17 protein-coding genes are annotated in these 18,220 nt (G+C 68.7%); 7 read left to right on the forward strand and 10 right to left on the reverse strand.

Going from position 1 to position 18,220, the window contains the following annotated elements; genetic code table 11:
• Positions 1 to 33 precede the first annotated feature (33 nt).
• Positions 34 to 915 carry a TIGR03854 family LLM class F420-dependent oxidoreductase gene (locus tag NM203_RS23130; protein WP_255063044.1) on the reverse strand — a complete coding sequence of 294 codons (882 nt, stop codon included), beginning with the start codon at positions 913 to 915 and terminating at the stop codon, positions 34 to 36.
• 74 nt (positions 916 to 989) lie between these two features.
• Here NM203_RS23130 and NM203_RS23135 point away from each other — a divergent pair, with 74 nt between their 5' ends.
• Positions 990 to 1,454: an SRPBCC family protein gene (locus tag NM203_RS23135; protein WP_255062822.1), complete on the forward strand. Its 465-nt coding sequence runs from the start codon at positions 990 to 992 to the stop codon at positions 1,452 to 1,454.
• A gap of 3 nt (positions 1,455 to 1,457) precedes the next feature.
• On the opposite strand, the gene NM203_RS23140 is transcribed toward NM203_RS23135, so the two are convergent.
• A complete protein-coding gene (locus tag NM203_RS23140; RefSeq protein WP_308212848.1) occupies positions 1,458 to 1,967 on the reverse strand; it encodes a hypothetical protein in 510 nt (169 codons plus the stop codon).
• A gap of 199 nt (positions 1,968 to 2,166) precedes the next feature.
• On the opposite strand from NM203_RS23140, the gene NM203_RS23145 reads away from it, so the two are divergent.
• Positions 2,167 to 2,676 (forward strand): nuclear transport factor 2 family protein, encoded by a 510-nt coding sequence (locus tag NM203_RS23145; protein WP_255062823.1) that lies wholly within the window; start codon positions 2,167 to 2,169, stop codon positions 2,674 to 2,676.
• A 15-nt stretch (positions 2,677 to 2,691) separates the two neighbouring features.
• On the opposite strand, the gene NM203_RS23150 is transcribed toward NM203_RS23145, so the two are convergent.
• Positions 2,692 to 4,620 carry a flavin-containing monooxygenase gene (locus tag NM203_RS23150; RefSeq protein WP_255062824.1) on the reverse strand — a complete coding sequence of 643 codons (1,929 nt, stop codon included), beginning with the start codon at positions 4,618 to 4,620 and terminating at the stop codon, positions 2,692 to 2,694.
• A 60-nt stretch (positions 4,621 to 4,680) separates the two neighbouring features.
• On the opposite strand from NM203_RS23150, the gene NM203_RS23155 reads away from it, so the two are divergent.
• Positions 4,681 to 5,961: a cytochrome P450 gene (locus NM203_RS23155; RefSeq protein ID WP_255062826.1), complete on the forward strand. Its 1,281-nt coding sequence runs from the start codon at positions 4,681 to 4,683 to the stop codon at positions 5,959 to 5,961.
• Here NM203_RS23155 and NM203_RS23160 read toward each other — a convergent pair.
• Positions 5,927 to 7,276, reverse strand: a complete 1,350-nt coding sequence (locus NM203_RS23160; RefSeq protein ID WP_255062828.1) for an FAD-dependent oxidoreductase — start codon at positions 7,274 to 7,276, stop codon at positions 5,927 to 5,929. The two genes, NM203_RS23155 and NM203_RS23160, sit on opposite strands and share 35 nt — an antisense overlap.
• A 57-nt stretch (positions 7,277 to 7,333) precedes the next feature.
• Here NM203_RS23160 and NM203_RS23165 point away from each other — a divergent pair, with 57 nt between their 5' ends.
• Positions 7,334 to 7,975, forward strand: a complete 642-nt coding sequence (locus NM203_RS23165; RefSeq protein WP_255062829.1) for a TetR/AcrR family transcriptional regulator — start codon at positions 7,334 to 7,336, stop codon at positions 7,973 to 7,975.
• Positions 7,976 to 7,984: 9 nt separating this feature from the next.
• On the opposite strand, the gene NM203_RS23170 is transcribed toward NM203_RS23165, so the two are convergent.
• The 6 genes from NM203_RS23170 to NM203_RS23195 all read right to left on the reverse strand — a co-directional run bounded on the left by NM203_RS23170 (position 7,985) and on the right by NM203_RS23195 (position 14,957).
• Positions 7,985 to 9,217 carry an acyl-CoA dehydrogenase family protein gene (locus NM203_RS23170; RefSeq protein ID WP_255062831.1) on the reverse strand — a complete coding sequence of 411 codons (1,233 nt, stop codon included), beginning with the start codon at positions 9,215 to 9,217 and terminating at the stop codon, positions 7,985 to 7,987.
• Positions 9,218 to 9,245: 28 nt separating this feature from the next.
• Positions 9,246 to 10,595, reverse strand: coding sequence for a glutamine synthetase family protein (locus NM203_RS23175; RefSeq protein ID WP_255062832.1), 1,350 nt, complete (start codon positions 10,593 to 10,595; stop codon positions 9,246 to 9,248).
• Positions 10,592 to 12,037, reverse strand: a complete 1,446-nt coding sequence (locus tag NM203_RS23180; RefSeq protein WP_255062833.1) for an APC family permease — start codon at positions 12,035 to 12,037, stop codon at positions 10,592 to 10,594. The genes NM203_RS23175 and NM203_RS23180 overlap by 4 nt, the downstream gene beginning before the upstream one ends.
• Positions 12,038 to 12,163: 126 nt before the next feature.
• Positions 12,164 to 12,850: a YoaK family protein gene (locus NM203_RS23185; protein ID WP_255062834.1), complete on the reverse strand. Its 687-nt coding sequence runs from the start codon at positions 12,848 to 12,850 to the stop codon at positions 12,164 to 12,166.
• 10 nt (positions 12,851 to 12,860) lie between these two features.
• The gene (locus NM203_RS23190; RefSeq protein WP_255062835.1) at positions 12,861 to 13,967 is read right to left on the reverse strand and encodes a glycosyltransferase; all 1,107 of its coding nucleotides are present in this window, start codon (positions 13,965 to 13,967) and stop codon (positions 12,861 to 12,863) included.
• Positions 13,968 to 14,045: 78 nt separating this feature from the next.
• Complete coding sequence (locus tag NM203_RS23195) at positions 14,046 to 14,957, reverse strand: dienelactone hydrolase family protein (RefSeq protein ID WP_255062836.1); 912 nt, start codon at positions 14,955 to 14,957, stop codon at positions 14,046 to 14,048.
• A gap of 67 nt (positions 14,958 to 15,024) precedes the next feature.
• Here NM203_RS23195 and NM203_RS23200 point away from each other — a divergent pair, with 67 nt between their 5' ends.
• The 3 genes from NM203_RS23200 to NM203_RS23210 are packed head-to-tail and all read left to right on the forward strand — an operon-like array spanning position 15,025 to position 18,212.
• Positions 15,025 to 15,948, forward strand: coding sequence for an SDR family oxidoreductase (locus tag NM203_RS23200; RefSeq protein WP_255062837.1), 924 nt, complete (start codon positions 15,025 to 15,027; stop codon positions 15,946 to 15,948).
• The gene (locus NM203_RS23205) at positions 15,929 to 17,779 is read left to right on the forward strand and encodes an N-acyl-D-amino-acid deacylase family protein (protein ID WP_255062838.1); all 1,851 of its coding nucleotides are present in this window, start codon (positions 15,929 to 15,931) and stop codon (positions 17,777 to 17,779) included. The genes NM203_RS23200 and NM203_RS23205 overlap by 20 nt, the downstream gene beginning before the upstream one ends.
• A complete protein-coding gene (locus NM203_RS23210) occupies positions 17,769 to 18,212 on the forward strand; it encodes a nuclear transport factor 2 family protein (protein ID WP_255062839.1) in 444 nt (147 codons plus the stop codon). Before NM203_RS23205 ends, NM203_RS23210 begins: the two co-directional genes overlap by 11 nt.
• Positions 18,213 to 18,220: the final 8 nt, after the last annotated feature.

Raw genomic sequence — 18,220 nt, forward strand, 5'->3', positions numbered from 1 at the left:
GAGGCGCGCGGCGGGTTGACGGCGACCCCCTGCTCAGTTCTCGCGGGGCAGTAGTTCGGCTGCGAAGCGGTCGGCGAACGCGCCGATGTCGTCGCCGAACGCCGGCCTGATGACGAATTTCGTCAGCCCCACGGCGATGTACTCGTCGAGCAGCCGATGCAGCGACTCCCACCCGTCGGCTACCAGTTCGGCGGGGTCGACGTCGGGGCGCCGGGAGCGCACCGCGGCAACGAGGGAGTCGGGCAGTCCCCGCTCGCTGACCGCGAGGTTGATGCCGTAGTGGTCGGGTTCGATGGCGCGTCCGGCCTCGGCGGCAGCGCGTTCGATGGCCTCGCGGCCGCGCCCGGCCTCCGCGGGGGTCAGAAAACTGCCCAGCCAGCCGTCGGCGAGCCTGCCGATCCGCGAGAACGCCGCCGGCGCGGAGCCGCCGAGCCAGATGTCCAGTGGCCGTTCGAGCCGCGGCGCTACGGCGGGAGCGCCTACGGTGAAGAACCGCCCGGCGAAATCGGCGTCATCGGCACTGAGGCTCGCACGCAGCAGTCTCAGCGACTCGTCGAACACCTCGGCGCGCCGTCCCTCCGGCACGGGGAAGAGTTCCCGTTCGGCTGGCAGCGCCGAGCGCAGCCCGAAGACCGGCAGCACCCGCTTGGGGGCCAGCGCGGCGAGGGACGCCAGCTGTTTGGCCACCAGCACCGGATGCCTGCCCGGCAGCACCGCCACCGAGGTGCCGACCTTCAGCTTCCGGGTCCGCGAGAGCGCGAATGCCATTCCCACGACGGGGTCGATGGCCTCGGCGTACACCAGTTCGGAGAACCACAGCGAGTCGATTCCGAGGTGTTCCAGCCGGTCGATGAACCCGGGCAGTTCCTCGGCGGGGGTGTCCGCGCCTAGGCTCACACCGAATCGGACCTTCACCCGCGCGAACTCCGTCACGACGACAGTCAACGCCATATCGTCCGAGCTGTAATCCCGCAACCGAGAGGTCGACCGTGCACGCATCCGTCACCGTCCGCATGAACGCTCCCGCCGATGCGGTCTGGGACCTCGTCGCCGACGTCCGCAACACCGGGCGGTTCTCGCCGGAGACCTTCGAGGCCGAATGGCTGAATGGGGCGACGGGCCCGGAACTGGGCGCGAAGTTCCGCGGGCACGTGCGTCGCAACGAGATCGGGCCGGTCTACTGGACCACGTGTCGCGTCACCGCGTGCGAACCCGGTCGCGAGTTCGGATTCGAGGTGCTCGTCGGCGACCGCCCGGTGAACAACTGGCACTACCGCTTCGAGCCGGCGGGCGGTGGAACCGACGTCACCGAGTCGTTCCGCATGAACGAAGGCCTGTTCACGACGTTGTTCGGACTACTCGGCGGCCAGCTGCGCCGTCGGCGCAACATCCGCGACATGCGCAAGACGCTCGAACGCATCAAGGCCGTCGTGGAGGCGCCGGCCGCCGAGTAACCGTCAGTTGAATCCGACGCCGAAGATCGGGATCCACAGCCCGAAGAGCCAGATGCCCCACTGTCCGCCGTTCCACACCGGGGTCGCGTCGTAGCCGTAGTAGTTGATGGTCTGCGGAAGCGGTCCGCCGTTCCACTGGTACGGCGGCGGTGGGCCCCAGCCCCACGGCGGCGGGCCCTGGCGGTCGTCCCACCAGTCGTGGCGGTTGTTCGCCCACCACTGTCCCTTGTCCCAGTTGTCGTGACCGTTGTTCCAGTTGTCGTGACCGCGGTTGCCGTTGCCGTTGCCGTTGTTACCGCACCACGGTGGGCAGTAGTCGTTGCCGTTGCCCGGCTTCTCGGGCATCGGTGCGGCGGGGCGTGCGGACGCGACCGGTGCGCCGATCGCGACCGAGCCGAATCCGACACCGCCGACGATCATGATCGTCGCCGCCATCTTGGTGAGTCTCATCATCACTCCCTCGCTGGTGACCGGTGTCCCCGTCAGCACCGACGCGGAACCGTCACCGTTCATTCCCGTAACCCCGAATGTGACCCTTACCCACGCTATCGATCTGCACGGCGGCGGTGTTACGTGTGGCGAGCTATTTGCCATGAATCGCAACGTAATTCGATACCGCTGTGGTGGATGTGGTCGGTGTGATAGAACCAGTTCCAGTTTCGCTGGAGGCGCCTCGGCGCCGACCGGGTGCGACGAGCCGAAGGAGTCTCCGATGGGTAACTGGTCGCGTGGGGAGCTCACGAAGGCGTTCGACGTCTACCAGCAGCAGGTGATGGAGGTGGGCACCACCTGGGACTGGTCCAGCTACGCCAACGTGTTCACCGAGGACGCCACCTACGTCGAGCACGCGTTGGGCAACATGTCGGGTCGGGAGGCGATCCGCGAGTGGATCGTGTCCACGATGAACGCCTTCCCCGGCAGCGAGATGCCGAGCTACCCCGTCGAGTGGTGCTCCATCGACGCCGAGAACGACTGGGTGATCTTCAAGAACATCAACACCATGAAGGACCCCGGCGACGGCAGCGTGTACGGCGCACCGGTGATCACCGCGCTGAAGTACGCGGGTGACGGCCAGTGGAGCTACGAGGAGGACGCGTACAACCCGATGAACTTCATGGCGATGATCCAGGAGTACGTCGTCAAGTCGCACCAACTCGGAACGCTGTCGGAGGAGGCGCGGGTGTTCGCGTCGAACCTCGGGTGGGAGTTGGGGCGGGATTGAACACGGCGTGGGCGCTCAGCTGAACGCGAAGTCTCCCCTGTCGGGCTCCCTGGTCCACGTCCAGTAGTCGACGAGACGCCACGGGCTCAGCGTGTACACCTCGCCGTGCGCGTTCTTGTAGAACGAGTGCTCGATGGACGGGTGCGCCCATACCATCGTTCGCATCTCGGCCTGACTGCGTCGCACCCAGTCGTCACACGCCTCGGCGGTCGGCTCCATCGCGCGGTAACCGCCGTCGATCAGCATCTCCAAACAGTCTGTGATGTAACGCATCTGGCACTCGGAGTGAAAGATCAGGCTGCCGCCCGAGGCCAGGTTGGTGCCGGGGCCGTACATGCAGAAGAGGTTCGGGAAGCCGGGCACCGTGATGCCCAGGTGGGCGTAGGGTCGCTCTCCCCACAGTTCGTCCAGTGACGTCGTTCCGTCGCGTCCGACGATCGACATCGGCCACAGCACCTTGTTCGCCTCGAAGCCGGTCGCGTAGACGATGACGTCGGCGGGGTGGTGCACGCCGTCATCGGTGACCACGCCGTCGGCGTCGATCCGGGTGATCGGGGTCCGGACGAGGTCGACGTGATCCCGCGTCAGCGTTTTCAGCCAGCTGCCGTTGTCCTGCAGGGTGCGCTTGCCCGTCGCCGGGTAATCGGGCACCACCTTCGCGGCAAGCTCGGCGTTGCCGTCGAGTTGGCTGGTGATCCACTCGGTGAACATGACACGGGTGATGTCGTTGATCTCGCTGACGGCGCGGTGCTGGTCCGGGTACTCGGGGTCGACCTTGGCGGCGGCCAGACCCTTGTCGCAGCCGGGCCAGAACAGCAGGAAGCGGTACCACCGGCCGTAGAACGGCAGGTGCCGCAGCGCCCAGCGCACCCCCGCGCCCACCTCGGCGTGGTAGTTCGGGTTGGGGAACATCCACTGCGCGGTCCGCTGGAAGACCGTGAGGTGCTCGACCCGGTCGGCGATCGCGGGCGCGATCTGGAAGCCGCTGGCACCGGCTCCGATCATCGCAACGCGCTTGCCGGTGAGGTCCACGTCGTGGTTCCACTCGGCCGAGTGGAACGCCGGCCCGGTGAACGTGTCCCCACCGGCTATGTCGGGTAGGTGCGGGCGGTTGAGTTGGCCGACGGCGCTGATCACCGCCCGTGCCGTGAGGGTGGCCGCGGTGCCGTCCGGGCCGCGGGTTGCGACCGTCCACGTAGCGGTGTCGGCGTTCCAGGTGGCCGCGGTGACCTCGGTCCGCCACTGCACGTGCGGCCCGATGCCGTGCTTGTCCATCACCTGATCGAAATAGGCCTGAAGCTCGGGCTGTTCGGCGAAGAAGTGCGTCCACTCGTCAGCGGGCTCGAAGCTGTAGCAGTAGAAGTGATTTCCAACGTCGACGCGGGCGCCGGGATAGGTGTTCTGGAACCAGGTGCCGCCGACGCCCGCGTTCTTCTCGACGATCGTGAAGGGGATGCCCGCCTCCTTCAGCCGGATGCCCGCGAGCAGTCCGGATTCGCCGCAGCCGATGACGACGACGGGAAAGTCCTGTTTCGCGTCTCCGGCCGCGGCACCGCGCCGGCTGTCGCGCCCGTCGAGCTCCATCTCCTCGAGCACCATCGGCACGTACTCGTCGGGAACGGGTTCGCAGACCAGCCACTCCATCATCTCCTTGAGCAGCTCGGGTCCGATCGGTTCCGGTTCGGGGCAACCGCGGTCGCGGTAGTCGGCGATGAGGCCGACCGCCAGCTCGCGGACCGCGGCCTTGTCCTCCTCGGACATGTAGCCCTGCACTTCGTTGAGGAACAGTCCGGCGGGCCGCAGGACGCCGCGGATCAGCTCCGGATCGCCGGACATGTGCACCAGGGAGAGCATCAGCGTGGGAATGCTGACATCGAGCAGGGCCTCGGCGATCTCCGTGTCCGACGTTGTAAACGGTTGCCCTGCATGTGGGTTGCGCACCATTCGGTGCTACCACGCCGAATCGCGGGCGCGCAGGGCATCGCCGAAACTAGGCTGGCGGGCGTGGCGATTGCAACGGTGCACAACGGAGCCCCTCCCCTCGACGTTCCGCTGGCCGACGTGGACCTCGGTTCCGTGCGGTTCTGGGGCCGAGACGACGACTTCCGCGACGGTGCGTTCGCCACCCTGCGGCGCGAGGCGCCGATCTCGTTTCATCGCGAGATCCTCATGGAGGGCCGAGACCCCGGCGCCGGGCACTGGGCCCTGACCCGTTACGACGACGTCCTGTACGCCAGTAGGCATCCCGAACTGTTCAGTTCGGCGGGCGGCATCACCATCGGCGATTCGACCCCGGAATTAGCGGAGTACTTCGGTTCGATGATCGCCATGGACGACCCCCGGCACACTCGGCTCCGCAAGATCGTGTCGAGGGCGTTCACCCCCAGGGTGGTGGCGCGCACCGAGGACTACGTCCGGGAACGTGCTCATCGGCTCGTCGCGAACCTCCTCGCCAACAACCCGTCAGGTGAAGGAGAGCTGGTCACCGAACTGGCCGGGCCGCTGCCGCTGCAGATCATCTGCGACATGATGGGCATCCCCGAGGGCGACCACGAGCGGGTCTTCCACTGGACCAACGTGATTCTCGGGTTCGGCGATCCGGACATCACCGCCGACTTCGACGAGTTCCTCACCGTCGCGATGGAGATCGGTGCGTACGCGTCCGCGTTGGCCGACGATCGCCGGGCTCGGCCCGCCGACGATCTGACGACCAGCCTGGTGCAGGCCGAGGTCGACGGGGAACGGCTCACGTCGGCGGAGGTGGCGTCGTTCTTCATCCTGCTGGTGGTGGCGGGCAACGAGACGACGCGCAACGCCATCAGCCACGGCGTGCTGGCGCTCAGCCGCCACCCGGAGCAGCGCGACGTCTGGTGGTCGGATTTCGAGACGGTCGCACCGACCGCCGTCGAGGAGATCGTGCGGTGGGCGTCGCCCGTGGTCTACATGCGTCGCACGCTGACCCACGACGTCGAACTGTCGGGCGTCCCGATGAAGGCTGGTGACAAGGCCACGCTGTGGTACGGCTCGGCCAACCGCGACGAGTCGAAGTTCGACGATCCGTGGACGTTCGACGTCCGGCGAAACCCCAACCCGCACTTCGGCTACGGCGGTGGCGGCGCGCACTTCTGCCTGGGCGCCAACTTGGCTCGCCGCGAGATCGCGGTGGTGTTCGAGGAACTGCACCGCCAGATCCCCGACCTGGTGGCGCTCGAGGAGCCCGACCGGCTGTGGTCGCCCTTCATCCACGGCATCAAGCGACTGCCGGTCGGCTGGTCGGTGCGGTAGTCCCGGTCACCCGGTCAGCGCGCGCGCAGATCTCCGCGAGTCGGTCGCGCGACGGTCCCTCGGGTGGTGCCGGTCGCCAGCCGCGCGCGAAATGCGCCCTGGCGATCGGTTCGACTGACTCGAGGCTCGCAGGCAGCGCGTCCATCCGGGCGTACGGATCGGTCGACGCGGTGATCTCGGGCGCGACCGCGGCCGCGGCGACGATCAGGTCCGACGGCAGCGCCCGTGTCACGTCGACGTCGCCGCCGGCCCAGCGCCGTTGCCTGTCGGCGTCGGAGTGGCAGTGGTCGTCGAACCACGGTCGGATGGCGTCCGAGCACCAGGCGTCGAACTCCGCGGTGATGTCGCCGATGTCGTGACCGGCGTCGAGTAGGTCGACGAGGCGGCGCGCTTGCTGCAGGCCAAGTGTCACGCCTCGACCGGCCAGCGGAGTGGTGGTGCACACCGCGTCACCGACGGATACGAGACCCGGCGTCCACGGCCGCCCCGCGTGATCCGTCTGCGCGCGGTACCGATTGTGAATCCGTCCGGCGGGTAGGACGTCGCTGGTCGGCGCACTTCGGCAGGGCTCGGTCCACTCTCCTAGGCCCGGAACGGCGGCCGCCGCCGCGGCGAACACATCGGCCCGCCGCAGTGCGCGCAACCTCGAGTCGGCTCCGTCGTGGGCGAACGTCACCGAGAACGTGCGATCGTCGTGCAGAAAAGCGATGGCGAAATGCCGGTCGTAGCCCAGCGACAGCCCGATCGGCGCGTTCACCGGTCCGGGTGGGAGACCGTCGCGCAGGCGGTACTGCCTCGTGACGTAGACGATTCCGCACTCCCCGTCGACGGCAGTTCGGGTGCGAGGTGTGAACCTGCTGTTACGGCCCGTCGCGTCGACGAACACGTCGGCGTCGAGTGCGGCGCCGTCGACGATGACCCCGGTGACGCGGCCGCGCTCGACGCGCACCCCGTCGGCGTGGCCGACCCGCATCGACACGCCGGGTTCGACGGCTGCGATTGCATACAGCGCGGCATCGAAAGTGCTTCTCCTGCAGAGCAACGCGATGGGTCTGCCAACCGGGTCGTTCTCGACGACCGCGCCGGCTGCGAGGAGGCGATCGAGCACATCCGGCATCTCGTCGCGCAGGATCTCGGCGACGGGACCGCGGAAAGCGTGGGCGTGGTGGAACTGCATCACCCCCCGGCGGTGCCAGCGGCCCGTGGCCGGTGGTCCGGGATCGCGGTCGACGACCGTGACGCGGTGGCCGCGACGGGCGAGCGCGACGGCGGTGTACAGGCCGGTCGGACCCGCGCCCACGATCACAGCGTCCACGTGGTGACCTCTTTTCATGTTACTGTGCGTGTAATGAATACATGAAGGGTGGCGTAAATGCCGGAGGACGTCAAGCGCGAGTACCGATCGACGCTGCGGGCCGCGCAGGCGGCCGATACGCGGAGTGCGATCGTCGCTGCCGCGGCCCACCTGTTCGTGGAGCGCGGCTACGCGGCGACGACGATCGACGCGGTGGCGGCCGACGCGGGCGTGAGCCGCAAGACCGTGTTCACGGCGGTGGGGGGCAAGGTCGAACTGCTGAAGACCGCGGTCGACTGGGCGGTCGCGGGTGACGACGGCGCGGTCTCCGTGCGCAATCGGCCGGCGGTGCTCGACGTCCTCGCCCGGTCCGGTGCGAAGGACCTCCTCGCAGGCTGGACGCGCGTCCTGGTCGGCATCGACGTTCGGGTCGCCGGACTCTTCCGCGCGCTCGAGGTCGCCGCCGAGAGCGACGACGACGCCCGGACGCTGCTGGAGGAGTCTCAGCGCCAGCGACTCTCGGGCGCACGCGAGATCGTCAAGCGACTGATCGCGCTGAACGCCCTGTCCCCCGACGTATCCCGCGCCGAAGCAGTCGACATCGCCTGGCTGGCTACCGATCCCGTGCTGTACGACCGGTTCGTCCGCGTCCGCGGCTGGTCGGTCACGCGCTTCGAGGCGTGGTTGGCCCGCCTCCTCGTCACCCAGCTTCTGGGCTGACCCCGAGCATCAGAAGTAACCGTTGGCCGGGGGTGAGACTCCGTTGAGCAGGTAGTTGCCCGAGGCGTGCGCCTTGTACGCCAACGGGTTGTGGCTCGCCACCGTGCGGGCGTTGCGCCAGTGGCGATCCAGGTTCAGCGCCCGCGACGTCGCCGATGCTCCCCCGGTGTCGAACAGCCGGGCCGCCGCCGACAGCGCGAGCCGCTCGGCGACCAGCTGCGCCTTGGCCACCTCGACGGCGACCTCGGCCAACGCCGCGGGGTCGTCCTGCGACTCGCCGTCCACCAGCCGGTCGATGGCGTCGGCGGCGTTGAGCACCAGCGCCTCCGCTGCCGACGCCTCGGCGGCGATCTCGCCGACGGCCTCGACGATGAACGGGTCCTCGCGTGCGGTATCGGCCAACGAGTGCGCCGCGGGGCGGGCCCGCTCGCGCACGAAGTCGACGGCGTCGTCGAGGACACCGCCGGCGATGCCCGCGGTCACCGCCGCCAGGTACAGCTGCAGGAACGTCGTGCTGTGCCCGAGGTGCCGACCGTCCGAGACGGTGGTGACCTCGACCGGCGCGACCTCGACGTCGGTGAACCGCGTGCTGCCGCTCGCCGTCAGACGCTGACCGAAGCCGTCCCAGTCGTCGTAGAGCTCGACACCCGCGCGATCGACGGGAACCACCGCCTGCACGTCGCGACCGTCGGCGTCGATCGCGGACACCGCGATCAGGTCCGCGTACAGCGTCCCGGTCGAGTAGAACTTGAAACCGTTGAGCCGCAACACTCCCGACGTGTCTGCGAGCACCGTCGTGCCCGTGCTGGTGGGCGTCCTCCCCTTCGCATCGGTGATGGCGTTGCCCAGGACGGCGCCCGAGTCGATCACCCCGAACCAGTGCATCCGCTCGGATTCCAGCGCGCGGTTGCTCAGCAGTCGCTCGGAGAACCCGAAATGCGCGCGCAGCGCCTGCGCGACATTGGAGCTGCCGCGGGCGATCTGAACGACGGCGCTCACGACGTCGCGCACGCTGCCACCCGGCCCGCCGTACCGCACGGGGACACGCAGGCCCAGCACCCCGGTCCGGCGCAGCCGCTCGACCGCCCAGTACTGCAGCACCCGGTCGCGCTCGGCTTCGGCATCGGCTCGGCGCAACTCGGCGACCACCTCCGGAAGGCGGGCCAGCCGGTCCGCCGGTGCTCCGCCCAGCGGCGCGTTGGCCGCTTCCGCCCGATCGGTCGACTCCAGTCGCAGCGTCATGCCGATCGCCTCGCGGTCATCGGACGGCTCACGAACTCGCCAGATATCGGCGGCGTTCCCAGTCGCTGACCTGGCGGTGGTAGAGCTCCCACTCGCTGCGGGCGATCGTCACGAAGTCCCGCACCGATTCGGTTCCCAGGATGTCGGCGATGGTGTCGTCCTGAGCGGCCAGCGCAACGGCCACGCCCAGCGACTCGGGGAGCAGCGTGCCGGACTCGTACAGATTGCCTTCGGCGGGCGGCGGTGGGGTGCGCCCCGCCTCCAGCCCCGCGACCACCGCGGCGAGCGCCGAGGCCACCAGCCAGTACGGGTTGGAATCGGATGCGCCGCTGCGCAATTCGATCCTGTTCGCCTCCGGTGTCGATTCGACGAGCGACCGGACGGCGGCGCTGCGGTTGTCGCGGCTCCACGTCACGGTCGCGGGTGCGAACGAGTCCGGCTCGAATCGCCGGTAGGCGTTGACGGTGTGCGCCCCGAACAGCGTGATCGACGGAAGATGTTCCAGCAGCCCGGAAACGGCGTGCAGGGCGAGCGGGCTCTCCTGATGTCCGTCGGAGGCGAACGCCGGTTCGCCGTCGCGCCACAGTGAGATGTGCAGGTGTGCCGAACTGCCGGACTGGTCGGCGAACGGTTTGGCCATGAAGCTCGCCAGCTTGCCGTGCCTGCGAGCGACCTCCTTGACCGCGTACTTCAGCCGAGCGCTGTCGTCGGCGGCCTCAAGGGCATCGGTGTAGACCAGGTTCGTCTCCACCTGGCCGGGTCCGTACTCCGTCTGGATCCCCTCGAGGCGGGTGAACGCGCTGAGCGTCTCGTACAACTCGCCGAGCACGGGGTCGAGGGCGTTGGCGTTCTCCAGCGAGTACGCGTGGATGTCGTGCTGGAACGGGGTGCCGTCGGGGTTGAGCAGATAGAACTCGAACTCCACGCCCACCGTGGCCGTGTAGCCCAGCGCGGCAAGGCGGTTCAGCACCCGCTTGAGTACGGCCCGCGGGTCGAGCAGCGACGGCGTGCGGTCGTGCCGGACGATGTCGGAGATGACGTGCCCGACTCCCGGTCGCCACGGCAGCGCGCGGAAGGTGTCGAGGTCGGGAACCGCGAACACGTCCGGGTAGCCGCTGTCCCAGTTGGTCAGCTGCAGACCGTCGATCACGGTCCCGTCGGTGTTCCAGCCCAAAGAGGCCTCACAGAACGCGAAGCCGGTGCCCGTGGCTCGATCGAGGAACTGCCGGGCGGGAATCCGCTTGCCCTGGGCGTGGCCGAACGGATCGCTCCAGGCGACCTCGATTTCGCGGAGGGAGCCGTCGGCGAGCCGGCTCAGCAGGTTGCGCTCGCGCTCCGACACGGCCGCGTCGGCTCGGGCGTCGACGGTGCTCGTCACGCCGCCGTGGCCTTCGTCGCATCGCCCACCCGGTTTCCGACCACCACTCCGACGATCAGCGCGACCACCAGCAGACTCACGATGCCCCAGCCGAGTGCGCTCGAACCCGCGAGGCCGTCGAGGTTCGTCAGGATCAGCACCAGCGTGACGCCGAGGCCGACGAGGCCCAGTGCCGGCGCGATGCGCACCCGCCACTGCGAGTGGCCCCGCCGGTCGCGGGCGAAGAACACCAGCACCGCGACGCTGGTCGCGATCAGCAGCACGACGAAGCCGACGGTCGTCGCGGCGGCGAACCACGTGTAGAACTGCGTGATCGGGTCGAGCGAGAAGGCCACTGCCAGCGCGATGCTGACGGCGACGACGGCGGAAACCCACAGCGAGGCCCGGTGCGGCGAGCCGTGCTGCGGATGCGGAACGCTCAGCGCCGCGGGCAGCACACTGTGCCGCGACAACGCGAACACGTAGCGCGACGCCACGTTGTGGAACGCGAGTATGCACGCGAACAGGCTGGTGAAGTACAGCACGGTGATGATGTCGTTGCCCGCGGTGCGGATGTAGACCTGTGCGATGTCCGACAGGAACGTTCCGCCCGAATCCGTCGCCTGCGCAACGGCCTTCGTGTCACCCCACGCTGAGATGAGCGCCCAGCTCGTCACGGCGTAGAACGCGCCGATCAGGATCAGTGCGGCGTAGGTGGCGCGCGGAATGGTGCGCTCCGGATCCTTCGCCTCGTCGCGGAAGATCGCGGTCGCCTCGAAGCCGATGTAGCTCAGCATGGCGAACAGCAGTCCGACCCCCAGCGATCCGGAGAACACCGTGGCGGGGTCGACGACGCCGGTGGACAGCCCGTCGTCACCGCCGCCGCGGGCCACGATGATCAGGTCGAGCACTCCGACGATAGCGATCTCGGCCGTCAGCAGCACGGCCAGCACGCGGCTGGACAACTGGATGTTGCGGTAGCCGAGGAAGGTCGTGATCACGAACGCCGCCGCCGCGAGCGTCCACCACGGGATGTCCGGGCCGCCGAACAGGGTGACGACTCCGACGCCTGCCGGGCCCAGCAGGCCGTACACCCCCGCTTCCAGGGCGACGTAGCTGACGAGTGCGACGAAGCCGAAGCCGATGCCGATCGAGAAGCCGAGCGACTGGCGGATGTACGAGAAGAAGGCTCCCGCCTCCTGGACGAACGGGGTCAGGGCGGTGAACCCGACGGCGAACAGCAGCAGGATGACGGTCGACACGATGAAGGTCGCCGGGAAGCCCGCGCCGTTGCCCGACGCGATGCCCAGCGGAAAGACGCCACCGACCACGCCGAGCGGAGCCGCCGCGGCGACGACCATGAAGACGATGGCCGGGACTCCGAGGTTCCCGCGCAGCCGTCGTTCGGGGGTCGGTTCGGACGAACCTCCCAAATTCTCTGGCGCAGAGATAGTTTCGGACATGCGGGACCGCCCTTCAGAACGCCGACCATCGGCCTTCCGGCACCATAGGGTCGCGAGCGTGGTCCGAACCACATCTGGAGTCAGCCTGAACAAAAGCTGGTACGAGCCACGGGTGGCGTCCCGCGATCACCTCACGTAGCGCTCGTCGACGATGAACAGCACCAGCGTCACGGCGAGCAGACCCGCAGCCAGCCAGATGGCGTGTGCGCTCCACGCGCGACTGGCGAAGGCGCCGATGAGGGCCCCTCCGGTGAATCCGACGATCAACGTCCCGTAGACCCCGCAGGCGTGCCGTGCGGCCGCCGACCGCTCGGCGAGTCCGTCGAAGGCTGATTCGACGAACCGCATCAGGTTCCCGGTGGTGGCGACGGGGAGGTAGGCGAGGTCGCCGATGTTGCGGAACAGGCCCATCTGCAGTGCCGCCAGGAACGCGATCGGGACGGTGACGTACTGGTGTGCGACCGTCACAGGTACGAAGCCGATGACCACCAGCGCGACCACCTGCACCGCCATCGCCCACCGCAGCGGATGGCTCACCCACCGTTCGGTGCGTCCCGACTTGATGTGCGCGGCGACGGCCACGCCCACCATGAACGCGAGGATCGGCCAGACGTGTGCGAGCGCCGCCGCCACCTTGCGTTCGGACATGTCGATCGCGAAGAAGATCACATTGCCGGTCTGCACGTTCGCGAACACGCCACCGCGCACGTAGTAGGTGTGGGCGTCCATGAACCCGTTGGTCATCGTGAGCAGAAGTGCGAACCACAGGGTGCGGGTCCGATCGGTGTCGACGGGCGCGTGGGCGGCACTCACGGAGAAGAACCTAACGCTCCCCCAGTGCGGTCAGCATGCCCGCCGCCGAGCGGGGCCAGGAGAACTGCTCGGCACGCCGCCGCGCGCCCAGCCTGCGGACCGCCTCCGGGGTGCTGATCACCCGGCTGACGGCGGCGGCGATGGAGTCCGGATCGTTGTCGGCGGCGGCTCCGCTGTCACCGGTGAGCAGTTCCGCCAGGGCGGACGTCTTCGACACCACGGCCGGGGTGCCCGATGCCAGCGCCTCGAGTGCGGCGAGTCCGAACGTCTCGTGTGGCCCCGGCGCCAGCGCGACATCGGCCGACGCGAGAATCGACGCGACGGTGTCTCGACATCCGACGTAACCGGTGAACGTCACCGGAAGGTTCGCGGCCTGACGTTCGAGCCGCGCACGCAGCGGACCTTCACCCACCACCACCAGGCGCGCGTCGACGCCGGAATCGCGAAGCGAGGCAATGGTTTCCACGCTGCGGTGAGCGTGCTTCTCCACCGACAGCCTGCCGCAGTGGACTAGCAGCGTCTGCTCGGGCGCGGCCCACTGGCCGCGCACCGCACCGCACCGCCTGCGCGGGTGGAACACCTCGAGGTCGACCCCGAGCGGCACCGTGACGACGTTGCCCGCATCGATGCGGTCGAACTCCTCGCGGGCGAACGCGGTGGTGCACACGACGGTGTCGTAGTCGGCCGCCGTGCGGCGGTTCGCCCCGTCCGCGACCGCGCGAGCGAACCGGCGCGGAAGCACCTGGCCGACCAGGCGATCGAGCCGCTCGTGCGAGATCATCACGGTGGCGACACCGTGTCGTCTGCCCCACGGACCGAGTGAACGCAGGGTCAGGCGATCGGAGACCTCGAGCGCGTCGGGGGCGAGATCGCGCAGCAGGTGGCGCACCGGCCCGGGCAGTACCGCGCGGTATCCGCCGGTGAACGGAATTCTCCTGGCGGGCAATTGGATTCGCGTGACACCCGATGTCAGTCGCTCGCGCGTGTAGCCCGCACCGGGAACGACGAGAAGCACCTCGTGACCCGCTGCGCAGTACTCGGCGCCCAGCCGGTCGACCGCGGTGCGGAGGCCGCCGGAGCGCGGACCGTAGAAGTTCGCGACCTGGACCACGCGCATGCTGGCATCACAACGGTCGCGCGTGTGTGGTCAACGACGGGGACAGAACGCTCCGCTGAAATGCCGGTGAACTCCGCTCTAGGCGAGGTGCCGGCCGAACCAGTCCTGTACCCGCTGCCAGGCGTCGGCGGCGGCGGTCGCGTCGTATCGTTCGCCCGTGTCGTTGAAGAACGCGTGGTCGGCGCCCTCCTCGACGACGAGTTCGTGCACCAGACCCGCCGCCGTCAGCGCCTGCTCGGCCTCGTCCTTCGTCGAGGTCACCCTGTCGTCGAGCGAGCCGTAGAGGCCGAGCACCGCCGCGTTCTTCGAGCCTGCGAAGTCGGGGTTCTCGGGTGTCGGCCCGTAGAACGGCACCGCCGCGGCCAATCGCGGCTCGCCCGAGGCGAGCAGCCGCCACACCATTCCCCCGCCGAGGCAGAATCCGACGGCGGCCAGCTTCACGTTCGGCGCCCTGCGGGTGAGTTCGTCGAGCCCGGACTTGAGGTTGGCGACGGACTCCTCCGGTGGGATCTTGGTCAGTTCGGCGGTGGCCTGCGCGGGATCGGTGAACGCTGCGGTGCCGCCCTTGCTCGACAGCAGATCGATGGCCAGTGCGGAGTACTCGATGCCCGCCAGCCGCGCAGCGACCGAGCGCACCCAGTCGTTGAGGCCCTTGTTCTCGTGGATGACGAGCACCGCGCCCTTGGGTGCCGTCGCGGGCGCCCACGCCCCCTGCAGCTCGCCCGTCGGGCCCGCCCACGTGATCGGCTGCGTCGGCACCGCGTTCTCCGAGCCGGGCGGCGGCGCGTTCTCGGTGGCGGGCTCGGTGCTGGTGGCGGGGGCCTCGGCTGCGGGTTGTCGATTCTCGCCGCACGCGGCGATCAACGCCGACGCGGCCGCCGTGCCGACCCCGAGCAGAGCCAGGCGGCGCAGCGCCTCGCGCCGGGACAGCAGCCCGTCGACGTGCTCGGTGGCGATCTCCTCGGCAACGTATCTCTGCATCGGCGTCATGGTCGCGAGTATGCCCGTATCTGGAGAACACCGGTTGGAGACGACTCCGGCAACCGATACTGATCCGATGTCGCCGGTGCCGGACGAGGGTGTGCTCGCGGGTCGTGTCGCGGTGGTGGCCGGAGCCACCAGGGGTGCGGGTCGCGGGATCGCGGTGGCGCTCGGCGAGGCGGGCGCGACCGTCGTCTGCACGGGACGCAGCAGTGTCACCGGAACGCTGAAGTCCGATTACGACCGACCCGAAACAGTCGAGGAGACCGCGCAACTGGTGACGGACGCCGGCGGCGTCGGCGTCGCCGTGCCCACCGACCATCTGGACATCACCGCGGTGTCGGCGCTGGCGGACCGGCTGCGGCGCGAATACGGCGCCATCGACGTGCTGGTCAACGACATCTGGGGGGCCGAGATCCTGAAGGGCTCGCCGCGCACCTGGAACCGCCCGATGTGGGAGCACGACCTCGACGACGGGCTGCGCATCCTGCGACTCGGGGTGGACACGCACCTCATCACGTCGCACCTGCTGCTCCCCCTGCTCGCCGCGAAGCCGGGAGGGCTGCTGATCGAGGTCACCGACGGCACCGCGGAGTACAACGCCAACCACTATCGGATCTCGGTGTTCTACGACTTGGCCAAGGTGTCGATCAATCGGCTGGCCTTCAGTCAGGGCCAGGATCTCGCGGAGTTCGGCTGCACCGCGGTGTCGGTGACGCCCGGGTGGTTGCGCTCGGAGATGATGCTGGACAACTACGCCGTGTCCGCGGACGACTGGCAACGTGCCATGGACTCCGATCGCATCGACGGGCCGGTCGCGCCGCCGGCGTTCGCGGACTCCGAGACGCCGCGCTTCGTCGGCCGCGGTGTCGCTGCGCTGGCGGCCGATCCGGGGCGGGCGCGCTGGAACCAGCGGTCGGTGAACTCGGCCGAGTTGGCCCGCGTGTACGGGTTCACCGACGTCGACGGGCGCATCCCGGATGCGTGGAGTGCCGAGTAGTAGACAGATTTTCAGATCTGTTTACGATGAGCTCGTGACCTACGACACGATCATCAGAAACGGCCGCTGGTTCGACGGCACCGGCGGCCCGTCGGCGATCCGCACCATCGGTATCGCGGATGGCCACATCGTCGCGGTCACCCCCGAGGCTCTCGACGAGACCGGCTGCGGCGAGGTCATCGACGCCGAGGGCATGTGGGTCATCCCCGGCATGCTCGACATCCACACCCACTACGACGTCGAGGTCCTCAACGGGCCGGGGCTCGCCGAGTCGCTGCGCCACGGCGTGACGACGGTGCTGCTCGGCTCCTGCTCGCTGTCGACGGTCTACGTCGGCGGCGACGACGCCGGGGACCTGTTCGGTCGGGTCGAGGCGATTCCACGGGACTACGTGCTGGCGGCGGTCGACGAGCACAAGACGTGGTCGACGCCCGACGAGTACGTCAGCGCGCTGGAAGCCCGGCCGCTGGGCCCCAACGTCGCCGCCTTCATCGGACACTCGGACATGCGCACCTCGGTTATGGGTCTGGACCGCGCCACCCGCAAGGACGTCCGCCCGACACGAGCCGAGCAGGCCGCGATGGAGCGCATGCTCGGCGACGCGCTGCGAGCGGGCTTCGTCGGCCTGTCGTCACAGCAGTTGCTCTTCGACAAGATCGACGGTGAGGTCTGTCGGTCGCGGACGCTGCCGTCGACCTACGCCAAACCGCGCGAACTGCGCAGGCTCAAGTCGATGCTGCGCAGAGCCGGCCGAATCCTGCAGTCCGGACCCGACATTCAGAATCCGCTCAACCTCGGATCCCAGCTGGCGCAGTCACTGGGGCTGTTCCGCAACCCGCTCAAGACGAGCCTGCTCTCGGCGGCCGACGTCAAATCGAACCCGATTGCCATCCGGCTGCTCGGGCCGCTGGCCCGTTTCGTGAACGCGTTCGGTGGCAACTTCCGCTGGCAGCACCTGCCGGTTCCGTTCGAGGTGTACGCCGACGGCATCGACCTCGTCGTGTTCGAGGAGTTCGGTGCGGGGGCAGCCGCGCTGCACCTGCAGGACGCGATCGAGCGCAACGATCTCATGCGGGATGAGGCCTACCGCAGGCGATTCCGAGAGGAGTACGAGAACCCGCAGGGGCTACGGGTGTGGCAGCGCGATTTCCACGATGCCGACATCGTGGCGTGCCCGGACGAATCCGTGGTCGGCCGGACCTTCGGCGCGGTCGCGGATGAACGCGGTGTGCACCCCGTCGACGCGTTCCTGGATCTGGTGGTCGAGCACGGCACCCGACTGCGCTGGCGGACGACGATCTCCAACCACCGACCCGACGTGCTCAAGAAGCTGGCGCGTGATTCGGGGATCCAGATCGGGTTCTCGGATGCCGGGGCGCATCTGCGCAACATGGCGTTCTACAACATGGGACTGCGCCTGCTCAAACACGTACGCGATGCCGAGCAGGCGGGAAAGCCGTTCATGACCGTCGAGCAGGCCGTGCACCGGCTCACCGGCGAACTCGCCGACTGGTATCGGCTCGACGCGGGCCATCTGCGGGTCGGTGATCGCGCCGACATAGCGGTGCTGGACCCGGCGAGGCTCGACGCGGGGCTCGAGGAGTACGCCGAGGACACCGTCGATCAGTACGGCGGGCTGTCCAGGATGGTGAACCGCAACGACGCCACCGTGACGACTGTGCTGGTCGGTGGACGCACCGTGTTCCGCAGCGGGGTGGCCTCCCCGCTCGTCGGCACCACGCGGACCGGTCGCTTCCTGCGCGCGGCGCACCGGGCGCCCGCGTTGCCAGCCGACACCACTGAGAGGGGTGAACTGTCCAGTGTCAGTTGAGAACACGGTGCTCGGGATGTGGCAGGCGCTCTCCGACCGGGATTGGGAGAGGCTGAAGACGTTTCTCGCCGACGACTGCATCTACCTCGACATGCCGGTCGGTCCGACGGCTGCGGCCAAGGGCCCGGAGGACATCGTGAAGCGGCTGAAGATCGGGATCGAGCCGCTGGCGTCCTACGAGAACTTCACCGGACTGCTCCTCGACAACGGTCGCGACGCGATGTATGAGCACCACGAGGAGTGGCACTGGACGACCGGCGAATCCGCGGTACTGCAGTTCACGTCCGTGCACCGCGTCGAAAACGGCAAGATCACGCTGTGGAAGGACTATTGGGACATGGCGGCGCTGGCCAACCACGCCCCGCCCACCTGGCTCGAGGACTTCGCGACGGCCGACATGTCGTGGGTGTACGACGCGACGGGTGAGGTCTAATCTCGGGC

It is taken from the genome of Mycolicibacterium arenosum (assembly GCF_024320865.1).
Classification (GTDB): domain Bacteria; phylum Actinomycetota; class Actinomycetes; order Mycobacteriales; family Mycobacteriaceae; genus Mycobacterium; species Mycobacterium arenosum.